The 14,022-nt window shown below is 55.1% G+C and carries 12 protein-coding genes; 4 read left to right on the top strand and 8 right to left on the bottom strand.

The window, feature by feature from the left end; translation table 11 throughout:
- Nucleotides 1–9 precede the first annotated feature (9 nt).
- Both LA04_RS16330 and LA04_RS16335 read right to left on the bottom strand, forming a co-directional pair.
- Nucleotides 10–192, bottom strand: coding sequence for a YodC family protein (locus LA04_RS16330; RefSeq protein WP_023312315.1), 183 nt, complete (start codon nt 190–192; stop codon nt 10–12).
- A gap of 78 nt (nt 193–270) precedes the next feature.
- Complete coding sequence (locus LA04_RS16335; RefSeq protein WP_047652389.1) at nt 271–1,182, bottom strand: DUF808 domain-containing protein; 912 nt, start codon at nt 1,180–1,182, stop codon at nt 271–273.
- Between the two features lie 178 nt (nt 1,183–1,360).
- Between LA04_RS16335 and yedA the strand changes: the two genes are divergently transcribed.
- Nucleotides 1,361–2,275, top strand: coding sequence for a drug/metabolite exporter YedA (gene yedA / locus LA04_RS16340; RefSeq protein ID WP_047652390.1), 915 nt, complete (start codon nt 1,361–1,363; stop codon nt 2,273–2,275).
- Here yedA and LA04_RS16345 read toward each other — a convergent pair.
- The 3 genes from LA04_RS16345 to LA04_RS16355 all read right to left on the bottom strand — a co-directional run bounded on the left by LA04_RS16345 (nt 2,247) and on the right by LA04_RS16355 (nt 4,897).
- On the bottom strand, nt 2,247–2,738 hold the full coding sequence (locus LA04_RS16345) for a very short patch repair endonuclease (RefSeq protein WP_047652391.1): 492 nt from the start codon (nt 2,736–2,738) through the stop codon (nt 2,247–2,249). The genes yedA and LA04_RS16345 overlap by 29 nt on opposite strands.
- Entirely contained in the window at nt 2,719–4,134 is a 1,416-nt protein-coding gene (locus tag LA04_RS16350) for a DNA cytosine methyltransferase (protein WP_047652392.1), read from the bottom strand. Before LA04_RS16350 ends, LA04_RS16345 begins: the two co-directional genes overlap by 20 nt.
- Before the next feature lie 61 nt (nt 4,135–4,195).
- On the bottom strand, nt 4,196–4,897 hold the full coding sequence (locus LA04_RS16355) for a phosphohydrolase (RefSeq protein WP_047652393.1): 702 nt from the start codon (nt 4,895–4,897) through the stop codon (nt 4,196–4,198).
- A 284-nt stretch (nt 4,898–5,181) separates the two neighbouring features.
- Here LA04_RS16355 and ompC point away from each other — a divergent pair, with 284 nt between their 5' ends.
- Nucleotides 5,182–6,357, top strand: a complete 1,176-nt coding sequence (gene ompC, locus LA04_RS16360) for a porin OmpC (RefSeq protein WP_047652394.1) — start codon at nt 5,182–5,184, stop codon at nt 6,355–6,357.
- A gap of 57 nt (nt 6,358–6,414) precedes the next feature.
- On the opposite strand, the gene LA04_RS16365 is transcribed toward ompC, so the two are convergent.
- Nucleotides 6,415–7,278: an N-acetylmuramic acid 6-phosphate etherase gene (locus tag LA04_RS16365; protein ID WP_047652395.1), complete on the bottom strand. Its 864-nt coding sequence runs from the start codon at nt 7,276–7,278 to the stop codon at nt 6,415–6,417.
- Nucleotides 7,279–7,442: 164 nt separating this feature from the next.
- Between LA04_RS16365 and LA04_RS16370 the strand changes: the two genes are divergently transcribed.
- Both LA04_RS16370 and dcuR read left to right on the top strand, forming a co-directional pair.
- On the top strand, nt 7,443–9,059 hold the full coding sequence (locus tag LA04_RS16370) for a sensor histidine kinase (protein ID WP_029742130.1): 1,617 nt from the start codon (nt 7,443–7,445) through the stop codon (nt 9,057–9,059).
- Nucleotides 9,056–9,775: a two-component system response regulator DcuR gene (dcuR, locus tag LA04_RS16375; RefSeq protein ID WP_047652396.1), complete on the top strand. Its 720-nt coding sequence runs from the start codon at nt 9,056–9,058 to the stop codon at nt 9,773–9,775. The genes LA04_RS16370 and dcuR overlap by 4 nt, the downstream gene beginning before the upstream one ends.
- Here dcuR and LA04_RS16380 read toward each other — a convergent pair.
- Nucleotides 9,756–10,718, bottom strand: coding sequence for an FAD:protein FMN transferase (locus tag LA04_RS16380; protein WP_047652397.1), 963 nt, complete (start codon nt 10,716–10,718; stop codon nt 9,756–9,758). The two genes, dcuR and LA04_RS16380, sit on opposite strands and share 20 nt — an antisense overlap.
- Before the next feature lie 94 nt (nt 10,719–10,812).
- Complete coding sequence (locus LA04_RS16385) at nt 10,813–13,593, bottom strand: flavocytochrome c (RefSeq protein WP_047652398.1); 2,781 nt, start codon at nt 13,591–13,593, stop codon at nt 10,813–10,815.
- Between the last annotated feature and the right edge of the window lie 429 nt (nt 13,594–14,022).

Raw genomic sequence — 14,022 nt, forward strand, 5'->3', positions numbered from 1 at the left:
GTTATGTGATTAAGCCTTGTCCCGCTGGTGCTGCCCGTCCCCCGGCTGAAGCTCATCTTCACGAAATGCTTCCCGCTTGATGCCATAGCCATCGTGCCACCGGCATTCCACCATTCCGCTGGAATAGCCGGTCACAATCATACGTGGGCCGCCCTTCTTAGGCTTAACTTCATCACTGACCAAAAAGACCATACCTGCCTCCTGTATCAGGGTGAAACTGTTTCAATTTAGACGAGGAATGGTCTTTTTGCATCCCACAGCGGGTAACAATTAGTGCGACGTGCCGCGTATTTTTTCAACCAGCTTCACCGCCGCAACCACGATAGCGCCAATGATAAAGCCCAGCACCAGATTCAGCAGCGTGGGCAGAATTGCGGCGACAAGAGCCCCCTGCGCCGAGGAGAAATGTTCGATAGCATGGTGCAGCGGCGCGATACCGTGAACCACGATCCCGCCGCCCACGAGAAACATCGCCAGCGTGCCTACCACCGACAAACTCTTCATCAGCCACGGGGCCAGTACCAGCAGGCTTTTGCCGATGCCTCTTGCCACCGCGCTCGTTTTCTCTTCCAGCCAGTAGCCAATATCGTCCAGCTTGACGATCAGTCCCACCAGGCCGTACACGCCCACGGTGACCAGAATCGCGATGCCGGAGAGGATCAGGACCTGATTCAGGAGCGGCGCGTCAGACACGATGCCCAGCGTGATGGCGACAATCTCCGCAGACAGGATAAAGTCGGTCCGAATAGCGCCTTTGACCTTATCGCGCTCGAAGGTTTTCGGATCCTGCGCGGCCAGCGCTTCAAGACGCTGCTGGCGCACCTCCGGCGTATCGCTCTGCTTGCGCGCGCTAAAGGAGTGCAGCACCTTCTCCACGCCCTCGAAGCAGAGAAATGCCCCGCCAATCATCAGCAGCGGCGTGATGGCCCAGGGAATAAACGCGCTGATCAGCAGCGCCAGCGGCACCAGAATTACCTTGTTCAGGAAGGAGCCTTTCGCCACGCCCCACACCACCGGCAGTTCACGGTTAGCCCTTACCCCACTCACCTGTTGAGCGTTAAGCGATAAATCATCGCCCAGCACGCCTGCGGTTTTCTTCGCCGCCAGTTTCCCCATCACTGAAATGTCGTCCAGTAAGGTGGCAATATCATCCAGCAATGTTAATAAGCTACTTCCTGCCAAAATCGTAATCCTTCATTTTTTGGTAATTAAGTGAATAGTATGGAGCAAAAGCGCAAACCCGGAAACACCCACCTCGCGTCAACAAAAAATTCACATCTGCCACACAATTAAAGGACTCGCCAGCGCGATAGTTTTCGCGTTTACTATCAGCGACCTTTTTATTTCGTCGTGAGGGATTATGCGTTTCCGGCAATTGCTACCGCTCATCGGGGCACTCTTTTCGCTGTACATCATCTGGGGTTCAACCTACTTTGTTATTCGCATCGGCGTGGAGAGCTGGCCGCCGCTAATGATGGCGGGCATTCGCTTCCTCTCGGCGGGCATCCTGCTGCTGGCCTTCCTGCTCCTGCGCGGGCATAAGCTTCCCCCGCTGCGCCCGCTGCTGAATGCCGCCCTGATCGGCCTGCTGCTGCTGGCGGTGGGAAATGGCTTTGTAACGATTGCCGAACACCAGAACGTACCGTCCGGGATCGCCGCAGTGGTCGTTGCCACCGTACCGCTGTTTACCCTTTGCTTTAGCCGCCTTTTTGGTATCCGCACCCGCAAGCTGGAATGGCTGGGGATTGGTATTGGCCTTGCCGGCATCATTCTGCTGAACAGCGGCGGTAACCTGAGCGGGAATCCGTGGGGCGCAATCATCATTCTGATTGGCTCGATGAGCTGGGCGTTTGGCTCCGTCTACGGTTCGCGTATCGAACTGCCGACCGGCATGATGGCGGGCGCGATTGAGATGCTCGCCGCAGGGATTGTACTGCTGCTCGCCTCCACGCTGACGGGAGAAAAGCTGACGACCCTGCCGCCGCTGTCGGGCTTTCTGGCGGTAGGCTACCTGGCGCTGTTTGGTTCTATCATCGCCATTAACGCCTATATGTTCCTGATCCGCAATGTCTCTCCGGCTGTCGCCACCAGCTACGCCTACGTCAACCCGGTCGTGGCCGTGCTGCTCGGAACAGGACTGGGGGGAGAAACGCTCTCACCTGTGGAATGGATTGCTCTTGGGATCATCGTGTTTGCCGTCGTGCTGGTCACCCTGGGCAAATATTTACTGCCCGCAAAACCGGTGGTCACGCCTTGCGAGGTGGAGAAACCTTAAGCAGGTGAATACCCTGCGTGTCGATCTGCGCGGTCTGGCCGCCGCCGCAGATCCACTCTTCCAGCCGTTCGCTCAGATCGGTATCGTTCAGCTTTAATCGGCCTCTCAGCGCACACTCCCAGACGATCAGCACCCGCCAGCCCTGCGCAATCAGCGCGGTGAGATCCCGGCTGTCACGCTCGACGTTCTTGCCAATTTTATCCAGCCAGAAATCGGTGCGCGTCGCGGGGACTTTAAACAGGTAGCAGTCGTGGTGATGCCAGAAACAGCCGTGGGTAAAGATGATGCACTGCCAGGCGTCGATGACGAAATCCGGACGCCCCGCAAGCGCGGGATCCTGCATGCGGAAATCAAACCCCGCCTGCGTCAGCAGCCCGGCCAGGCGCTTTTCGATGGCGGTGTCACGCGTGCCGATGGCGCGCATATTTTTGCTGCGCGTGGCCTTATCGTGAACATCCGTCATTGACGGCCTCACCCTGACGGAGCGCCACCGCCTGTCTGATGCGCGAGGCGAGCAGTTTTGCCACGGCCGCGAACGCGGGAACCACCACCGAATTACCAAACTGGCGGTAGGCCTGGGTATCCGAAACCGGAATGCGGAAGCGGTAACCCTGCGGGGTCTCAAATCCCATCAACCGGGCGCATTCCCGCGGCGTTAAGCGTCGCGGACGGTGACGCTGGTTGTGCGGATCGTCGAAATCTTTTTCACCCAGCGCCTTGTCCCAGCCTCTGTCGATCAGGATCTCTGCCCCATCCTTATAGTAGCGAGCGGACAGCGTACGGGTCACGCTGTGCGGATCGTTGGGGTTTACCATCCCAAAACCGAAGCCGTTGCCCTTCGCCTGATGCTTCTTGGCATAGCGGTAGAGGTATTTCCACAGCACCGGGGTAAGAATAAATTTCGCGTCAACGACAGGTTCCAGCAGGTCGGCCACGGTGGGGCGACGCGCGGGATACAGAGACGGGATATCCCGAAGGGTAAAATCCCCCTTGAGATTGAGATCGCGGCGGAACCCCACCATCACGATACGTTCGCGATGCTGGGGCAGGAAATGTTTTCCATCAATGATTTTGGGATCGTCCGCGCCCATATCCTGTGAATCAGCCACGTCATACCCCAGCTCGTCCAGGATCTGCATGATAATGCGGAAGGTTTTTCCGCCGTCGTGGCTCTTTAGATTTTTGACGTTTTCCAGCACAAAGATGGCCGGGCGGCAGGCGTCAATGATGCGCGCCACATCAAAAAACAGCGTTCCCTGAGTATCGCAGGCAAAACCGTGGGCGCGTCCGAGGGCATTCTTTTTGGAGACACCGGCCAGCGAGAAGGGCTGACACGGGAAGCCGGCCAGCAGCACGTCATGCGCCGGGATCGTCTGTCGAATGTGCTCGGCGGCGTGTTCATCGCTCACGCCGCTTTTATGGCTCAGGGTGACATCGCGGATGTCCGCGTTGAAATGGTGCTCGTTCGGATCGCAGTACCAGTTGGCCTTGTAGGTTCGGACGGCATGTTTGTTCCACTCGCTGGTAAACACGCACTGTCCGCCAATAGCTTCAAAACCGTGTCGGATACCGCCGATACCGGCAAACAGATCGATAAAGCGGAAGGCATAGTTCGGATGCGCGGCAGGAGGACGCGGAAGCAGGTTTTGCAGATAACGAAACTCGCCTTCGCTCAGGCGACGCCCTGCGCGTTCGCTGGTCAGAAGACGCTTAAGGATCGCCGGGCTCCAGTGGCTCTCGCCGTGCGCCACCAGCAGATTGGCCAGCGTTTTAGCATCATAGATATCCAACAGCTGGCGCAGCAACGCCTGCACCGTTGCCGTTGATTTCTCAGCCTGCTCGGGCGCGGGCTCTGTCACTGATCGATTTTCCTGCATTCTTTTAACCGGAGAGTAAAGACTGGGAACAGATTACCACAGTTCAGTTGCGCAAACTGCGACGGAAGCGGCTCAACACCTGGCTATCCAGCCCGATGCAGTCGCCGTGTAATTCGGCACTGAGTTTCGCCATAAACTGGATCAGGAAATCGGCATTGTGACGAGCCAGCTCGCGGCCCATTTCCGTTTGCATTGTATCAGGCAATCGCAGCAGCTTGGTCTGAAAATGATCGAGGGCAAACGCACGGTCGTCAAGGATACGCGCATCGGCAAAGGGATCGTCTGCATCAAAAAGCGGCACGCCCAGCGCGCCCGAGACGGCAAAAACCCGCGCCAGGCCGATAGCGCCTAACGCTTCCAGCCGGTCAGCGTCCTGCACGATTTTGGCTTCCATGCTCTGCGGCACAATCCCGGCGCTGAAGCTGTGCGCCTCAATCGCGTGCGCAACGGCGGCAATATGCTCTGGTGGAAAGTCCGGGAAGTCGCGGCGCAGAATGTCACACGTTTTAAGTGCGGCGAGCCGTGACGACTGGCTGCGTTCGGGATGGTTTTTCGGCAGGCTGACAATATCGTGGAAATAGCATGCGCTCAGGATCACCAGCGGCTCCACCGTCTTATGATCCATGATTTTTTGCGCCGTCATCCAGACCCGACGAAAATGCGAAATATCATGTGCGGTATCGTCGGTGCTGTGGTTTTCCTCAAGCCAGCGCTCAAATCGCTGCTGCCACCGGGCAAGTTCCATCGTCATATCCTGTTGTTTAAAAGAGAATCAATTATAACATAGCCGAATTAAATCAATCTAAAAATAGAACCACGAAATACTTAATAATAATTACACCTTATAAATTCAATGAATTAATTCACCAGAAAAATAAAGAGATTGATAGAAATATTTGGCAATATTTCATAGGATTTAATTACATTTATTTTTGAAACTAAATTACACTTCCTGGAATAGTATCAAGCCTGTAATTGCGGAGGGTGATTACATATATTCATATAAATTATGATTGAAGGGAATATATAATGAAAAGAAAAGTTCTGGCAATTGTGGTACCCGCGTTATTAATGGCAGGCGCAGCCAATGCGGCTGAAATGTACAACAAAAACGGCAACAAAGTTGACCTGTACGGCAAAGTCGATGCGCGCCACACCTTCTCTGACAACGCTGGCGACGACGGCGACGAAACCTATGTACAGATTGGTTTCAAAGGCGAAACCCAGATCGCTAACGACCTGATCGGCTACGGTCAGTGGGAATACAAAACCTTCGCTAACGATACCGAAGGCGCGGGTGACAAATCATTTAACCGCCTGGCATATGCTGGTCTGAAATATGGCGAATACGGTTCATTTGATTATGGCCGTAATTACGGCGTCGTGTACGACGTTGAAGCCTGGACCGATATGCTGCCTGTATTTGGCGGTGACTCTTACACCTGGACCGATAACTTTATGAACGGTCGTGCTAACGGTCTGGCAACCTATCGTAACCAGGATTTCTTCGGTCTGGCTGAGGGTCTGAATTTCGCGCTGCAGTATCAGGGTGCGAATGAAGGCCAGGATGCAACAGAAGATCAGGAAGGCACGAAAAACGGCCATGATGATGTTCGTTTCCAGAACGGCGACGGCTTCGGTATGTCTACCACCTATGATTTTGACTTCGGTCTGAGCCTGGGTGCGGCATATTCATCTTCCGACCGCACGAACAAACAGGTTGCATACGGTGCAGGTAACTACAACCGCTACAGCCCATATGCAGGTGGCGAACGCGCTGAAGCCTGGACCATTGGCGCAAAATATGATGCGCAGGGTGTTTACCTGGCCATGATGTATGCGGAAACCCGCAACATGACGCCATTTGGTAGCGGTGAGACGGTTGGTATCGCCAACAAAACGCAGAACTTTGAAGCCGTAGCGCAGTACCAGTTCGACTTCGGCCTGCGTCCGTCTCTGGCATGGGTTTACTCCAAAGGTAAAGACATTGGCGGCAATGATTACAACCCAGGCACTACTTACGACTATGTTGATCAGGATCTGGTGAACTATGTCGATGTCGGTATGACCTACAGCTTTAACAAAAACTTCTCGACTTACGTTGATTATAAAATCAACCTGCTGGACAACGATGAAAGCTTCTACGAAGCCAATGGCATCTCAACTGATGACATCGTTGGCGTAGGCATGACCTACCAGTTCTAATTCCCCAAAATACCAAAGGCCGCAATTGCGGCCTTTTTTATTTCTTCACTATCTCTACTACGGTGCTTCCTGCAGCGCCACGCGGATAAAACCGTTATTCTGCGCCAGCAGCTCATGGGCTTTCCATGCATCCAGCCCTGTCAGCACCATCAATACCGCCGTTTTACAGTTATGGTTACAGCTCTCCAGCGCGGTTTTTGCCTCCATCCGGCTGCATCCCCCCGCTTCCATCACAATGGCGATTTGCCGTTCAGTCCATTTGGTCGTGCTTGCCTCAAGATCCACGCGCAGGTTGCTGTAAACCCGTCCGGTTCGGACGGCCAGCCCGGTAGCGATCATCGAGAGGATCATTTTTTGCGCGATCCCCGCTTTGGTGTTGATATACCCTGCGACGACGTCGGCCCCCAGCTCCGGAGCGATAACCATGCTTGCCAGCTGCGCGGCTTCGCTTTGCGCATCACCGGTAACAATAGCGACCGGTGAACCCAGCGACCACGCATGGCGCATTGCCCCCCAGACCCACGGCGTTTTTCCGCTGACGGTCACGGCCAGCATCATATCGCGTTCACCAAACTTGATGGCCTGCAGATCGGCAACGCCGCGCTCGTAGCTCCCTTCCCCTTCTTGTGCCGTAACGGCCATCACAGGGGTTTTGCCCGGCGCATATTCATCGGCAACCTGTTGCGCAATGCGCCCCGACGGCCCCGCGCCAACAACGATCAGGCGACCGCCGTGGCTGAGCGTCGCGGCGGCATTGTCCACCACGCGGGCAATAGTATCTAAACAGGGGGTAATCGCAGCAGAAATGAGTGCATCATCCTGGTGAATGACTTTCAGCATGTCCAGCGTGGACAATCTATCAATATTCATCGTGCTGGCGTGCCGTCTTTCCTTGACCGAACCGGTAAGCATAACGCTCATAAACAGCCTCCTTATTATGAGTACCCACACACTATAAAGTGTTTTATATAGATGACCTGCGAGGAGGGTCACGAAAAGAGGACCAAATCCACGCCTTTACATGGCTTTAAGAAAAGCGCGTCATCGGCGATAATTACCCCTTTCTTAATCATCGCGGAGTGTTGATGAGCGATTTGCAGCCTTTCCTTACGACGCGCAAGCGCCCCATGAAGCTGAACACCCTGGTCACGCTGATGGTATGCGCGATTATTGCCTCTGTGCTGCTGGTGGTTTTTGCGCTCTACTCCGTGCAAATCACCCGGGCGACCCGCGATGATGTTAAAGATACGGCTCTGGGTATCGCCAGAACGCTGGCCAACAGCCCGGAGATCCAGCGCGGCCTGATGCAGCCACCGCAGGCGGATATCATTCAGCCCATCGCCAAAGCCGTCACCCAACGCAACGATCTGCTGCTCACCGTGGTGACCGACATGCGGGGGATTCGCTACTCGCACCCGAACGAAGCCCTCATCGGCCTGCACTTTATAGGTAACGACCTGGAGCCTGCGCTGGAAGGTAAAGAGAATGTCTCCGTAAACCGTGGCGCCCTCGCGGAAGCGCTTCGCGTCTTCACTCCCGTTTACGACAGCCAGCACGACCAGATCGGCGTGGTGGTGGTCGGTATCTCCCTCAAAAAAGTGGAAGATCAGATTGCCCGCGGGCGGCTAAACGCCGTCTGGACCATTTTGTTCAGTATTTTTATGAGCTCGATGGCGATTTGGGGGCTAGTGCGGGTACTGAAACGCATCCTGTTCGGGCTCGAACCTTACGAAATTTCCGCCTTGTTCGAACAGCGTCAGGCAATGCTGCAGTCGCTTCGCGAGGGGGTGCTGGCCGTCGATATTCACGGGCGCGTGACGATGATCAACCAGACCGCCAGAGAAATATTGCTTCTCCCCTCCGGCAAGCAGACCGAAAACGCCAGCGCGCCCCTGCTGGCCAGCCTGCGCGAAGTTTCAAAGACGGGCGTCGCGCGTCAGGATCAGGAGATCAGCTGTAACGGGCGTCTATTGCTCTGCAACATGGTGCCCGTTAAAAGCCAGGATCGGGTGATCGGCGCCATTACCACCTTCCGTGATAAAACGGAAATCAGCCAGCTGATGCAGCGTATTGATGGCATGGTTAACTACGTCGACGCCCTGCGCAGCCATACGCACGAGTTTATGAATAAACTGCATGTGATCCTGGGCCTGCTGCACATGAAGCGCTACGACAAGCTGGAAGAGTACATCATCCAGACGGCACATAATTACCAGACGGATATCGGTACGATACAGAGCAAGGTAAAATCCCCGGTCATTGCCGGGTTCCTGCTGGGTAAAATCAATCGGGCGAAAGAAGCGGGCGTCACCCTGACGCTGGCGGATGAATGCCAGATACCGGATACCGCGAGTGAAGAGCAGGTCGCGGTGCTGATCACCGTGCTGGGTAACCTCATTGAAAACGCGCTCGACGCGATGGAAGGACAGCAGGAAGGTGAGATCGGCCTGCTGCTGCATTATCAGAACGGCTGGCTCAGCTGCGAAGTCAGCGACGATGGCCCCGGCATTGATCCCGCTCAGCTGGAGGCTATTTTTACAAAGGGCTTCTCAACAAAAGGTGAAAACCGTGGCGTTGGGCTGTTCCTTGCTCGCCAGCAAATCCAGAACCTCGGCGGCGATATCACCGTCGAGTCTGAGCCAGGCGTATTTACCCAATTTTTTGTTCACATCCCCTGGGATAGCGAGAGGAATATCGCGTGATAAATGTATTAATTGTCGATGATGACGCCATGGTAGCCGACCTCAACCGTCTGTATGTCAACCGTGTTGAAGGTTTTAGCTGCTGCGGCATCGCCTCCACGCTAAACCAGGCCGAGGCCATCATTAATAACCCCGGGCAGCCTGTCGATCTGGTGCTGCTGGATGTCTATATGCAGCAGGATAACGGGCTGGATCTGCTGCCCGTGATTCGCGCATCCGGTCGCCCAATCGATGTGATTATGATCTCGTCCGCTGCCGACGCCGCCACGATCCAGACTTCCATTCACTACGGCGTGGTGGATTATCTGATCAAGCCGTTCCAGTTCCCGCGCTTTGAAGAGGCGCTGAACGGCTGGAAGGCAAAGCATAGCCTGATGGGTTCGCACCAGTATTATGAACAGGCCGACGTCGACCGGCTGATCCATGGCGGGGCGCCGGAACTGGCGGACAGTAAAAAGCTGCCGAAGGGGTTAACGCCGCAAACGCTGCGCACGATTTGCCAGTGGATTGACGCTCACCCGGAGACGGAATTTTCTACCGATGACTTGGCAAACGCCGTCAATATTTCCCGCGTGTCCTGTCGCAAATACCTGATTTGGCTCGCGCAAATCAACATTCTGTTCACCAGCATTCACTACGGTGCCACCGGGCGTCCGGTGTATCGCTACCGTCTCCAGCCGGAGCAGACCGGCCTGCTCAAGCAATACTGTCAGTAACGCGGTAGTCGTTATCCAGCAGTGTAAAACGGAAGTGGTGTGCTGAAGAGAACACCACTTCTTTTGTTTTGGTCACAAAAATCGCTTCGATATCAGGACGAGAGCGCAGCACAGCACAGCCCTTCTCAACGCCCATGCCGTACATCAGCGTGGTCCAGATATCGCCGTCAATGGAGTCTTTCGAAACAATCGTCACGCTGTCCAGCTCGTTGTCCAGCGGATACCCGGTGCGCGGATCGAGAATATGGTGATAGCGCTTGCCGTTTTGCTCAAAGTAGCGTTCGTACGTTCCCGACGTCACGACGGAGAGGTTCTCTACGGTCATCGTGCCGATCAGCGCGTCACCGGCGAACGGTTTTTTCAGCCCCACGCTCCAGCCCCCTTCCGGCGATCCTAACGTCTGAATGTTTCCACCGAGGTTGATAAGCCCCAGCTCGGCGCCTTCTTTACGAAGGTAATCACGCACCCTGTCGGCGATATAGCCTTTGGCGATGGCCCCCAGATCGATCTCCATCCCCGCACTGGTCAGAAACACGCTGCTGCTGGCCTCATCAAGGAGAACATCCTCTGGGCGGGTTATCGCCAGCAGCGACGCGATTTCATCTGCAGGCGGAACGCTGTCCCCCTGAAAGCCAATTTTCCAGCGCTTCACCAGCGGACCTATCGCCAGGTTAAAGGCGCTGTCCCTGAACAGGCTTGCCGCTTTGGCACAGCGGATCAGCTCAAACACCGGCCGGCTGACGGTAACCGGATGCTGGCCAGCAGCATGGTTAATGTCCATCACCTGCGAGTGCGCGCGGTTAACCGTAAGCAGATTTTCGTACTGTTTGATCATGCGAAACACGCGGGACGCGAGGGCTTCGTCGTGGGAGAAGAGTTTCAGGAGAATGGGCGAGCCCATCAGGACGGCGGAGTAGCTGTAAACGCGATGGCTATCAGGCATAGCATGAGTCCTCAGATGTAGCCCCGGCAGGCACCGTGCCGCCGGGGAAAATGCCGGATAGCGCTGCGCGTATCCGGCCTACAACACAGGGGTCTTACTGCTTTTTCGAACGCATAGCCGCCTGATGTCCTGCAAGCGTACCAAAAATAATGATATCTGCCACTGCGTTACCGCCGATACGGTTAGCACCGTGGATCCCGCCAACCACTTCACCGGCCGCAAACGCGCCTGGCAGCACGTTGTGGTTGCTGTCCAGCACGCAGGTTTCGGTGTTGATGGTCACGCCGCCCATGGTGTGGTGCACGCCCGGCGCAATCTGAATGGCGTAGAAAGGCCCTTCGTTGATAGGCGCGCGCAGCGCGGTGGTACGGCCAAAATCGTCATCGTGCTGTTTCTCAACGAAACCGTTGTAGCGTTCCAGGGTCGCCAGGAAAGCGTGGTGATCCATACCGAGCGCTTCCGCCAGAGCTTTTGGCGAGCTGGCGCTGGTCACGAAACCTTTGGCGATATACTCATCCGCGGCTTTGTTTTTGGCGCGTACGTGCTCGTCAAAGACGATGTAAGCGTATTTCTCCGGCAGCGCGATGATTGACGCCGAGACCTTATCGCGGGTCGACATTTCGTTATAGAAGCGCTCCCCTTTCTGATTGACCAGAATCGCCCCGCCGCCGCGAATGGATTCGGAAATCAGGTACGAAGTTTTCTGCTCAACGGTTGGGTGAATCTGAATTTCGCCCATATCCACGGTACCCGCCCCGATGCGCTCCAGCAGCGCGATGCCGCCGCCGGTTGCCCCTTTGTGGTTGGTGGTGACGAACCCTTCCAGATCCGGACGGTATTTCACCACCATCTGGCTGTTGGCGCTGAAGCCGCCGGTGGCGACAATCACGCTTTTGGTTGCCACGGTGACGGTTTCGTTCTCTTCGGTGGTCAGACGTACGCCGGTCACTTCGCCGTTCTCGAAGATGATGTCGCTGACGGAGGTATCCAGCATCACCTCGATGTTGCGTTTGTTGACGTTACGCACCAGGCCGCTGATCAGGTAGCCGCCCACCGCTGAACCGTCTTTTGGACGGTGAGTACGGTCAATGCTCATCCCTCCGGTGGTGGTGATGTCGTTCAGCATGATGCCGCGCGTGGCCAGCCACTCAATTGCCTGCGGCGCGTTTTCGACGAAGCGACGCAGCAGTTCCGGGTTGTTCTTGTTGCCGCCGCCTTTCAGGCTTTCCTGATAGAACAGCTCTTTGCTGTCCTGAATGCCCTTCACGCGCTGGAAGCGGGTTTCGGCGGCGTTCATACCGGCAGAGGCTTTAATGGTGTTCCCGCCGATGGTCGGCATTTTCTCGACAATCAGCACGCTCGCGCCTTCGTCGTGAGCCTGGATCGCCGCCGCCAGACCGGCGCCTCCGCTGCCGACAACGACCACGTCCACGCTGCGTGTTTCGTTCGGGTCAACGCCCTCTTCCGCGGCCAGCGCTTTGCTGGATTTCAGCATCGCTTTCGAGACCGCTTTCTTCACCGCCTCGCTCTGGCTGGTTGCGCCGGTGATGGCATCCACGTGCGGGGTGTTGGCATCCAGAATGCGGGCACGGATCTCTTCAAAGCTGGTCACAAACTCAACGTCTTCGCTCGGGCCGGAGGCCAGCTCGATGTCCGCAATGCGGTCGGTCTCCAGACTGACGTTAATCACCAGCTCGTTAGCGTCATCCTGCACTTTCTCAGCAAAGGTACCCGGTTTGAATTTGGATTCGCCCATGCTCATGTCGCGTATCATCGCTTCTACCAGCGAGAAGCGCCACAGCGGTTCAGGAATGTTCAGCGCCTCGCGCTGGGTGCTGTCCATAAACAGCTCAAGTCTTTCGCCCGCTGCAATGCGATCGGTCCAGTCAGGGTACGCGATGGTCGCACGACCCACGGCAATCAGGTCGTAACCGTGGTCCAGCGCTTCATTCACATCAGAAGCATTCACCACGCCGCCCACGCCCATGACCGGAACCTGCGCCAGCGTTTCAGAACGCATCGCGCAGTATTTTTCGATAAGCGGGGTGGGATCCTGGGTGTCGACAATAGAAGGACGCAGGGTCGCGCCGACGGAGAAGTGCAGATAGTCCACGCCGCGCGCCGCCAGTTTTTCCAGCAGGTACATGGTGTCGTCAAAGCGGATGCCTGGGACTTCCATCTCTTCAGGGGAGAAGCGGTAGCCAATAATAAACGCGTCGTCCGCGTACTGGCGTACCATTTTGTGGGTAATGTCCAGCACGGCCAGCGGGAACTTCGCGCGGTTATCGCGGCTGCCGCCCCACTCGTCGTCGCGCTGGTTTGAATTCGGTGAGTAGAACTGCTGAATCAGATAGGTGTTCGCCCCGTGGATTTCCACGCCGTCGAAACCGGCCTGGATGGCGCGACGCACCGCCTCACCAAACTTGCCGATCATGCCTTCCACTTCTTCTGCGGTCAGAGCAACCGGCGTTGCGGCACCTTCACGCGGCGCGGCTACGGCACTCGGGCCAACCGGGGTACGGCCACCAATCAGTTTTGGGTCGACCATGCGGCCGCCGTGATAGATCTGCAGCAGCGCCTTAGATCCTTTGGATTTAATGGCCTCTGCGATTTTCGCCAGCCCGGCAATTTTCTCGTCATTATCAATACCGATGGCACCCGGGAAGGCGAGACCGAGATCGTCGACGAAGCAACACTCCACAATGATGGTGCCAATGCTGCCGGAACGGGCCCGATAGTACTCCACCAGCTCGCTGGTGACGGTGCCGTCAAAATAGCCGGTACAGGTTGTCATAGGGGCCATTAACAAACGGTTTTTCAGTTCAGTACCATTCGGTAATGTGAAGGGGCTAAGAATGCGTTCGTTAGTGCTCATAATAGAAACTCCAAACTTTTAAAAATTAAGAATTCGTTATCGGATTGATTTTTTATTTCGTCGTTATTTGCCGATGTCATGATATTAATATAACGATTTTTTTAGTTTATAAAGTTATTACGTTAGTTAAAAAACTATTTAATCCCTTCGATAACACAAATAACACATTGGTGTTAGCGATTGTAATTCAGCCATTCACAATAATTTAAAATTCGTTAAATGATTAATGGTAAAACCAATTCACCAAAACTAACACAAAATCAATAAAAATAACGACATACAAACACACCAAAATCTAACATGTTAAAAAAATGATAAAAAATACGCGAAAAACAGGCAATAACCACATACGCCAGAGTGGTTATTAATAAAAGCATAAAAATAACGCTGCAATTCTATTTTTTTGATCGCGATCAATAGTTATGGCAT

The organism is Enterobacter sp. UCD-UG_FMILLET (assembly GCF_000762975.1).
Taxonomy (GTDB): Bacteria; Pseudomonadota; Gammaproteobacteria; order Enterobacterales; family Enterobacteriaceae; genus Enterobacter; species Enterobacter dykesii.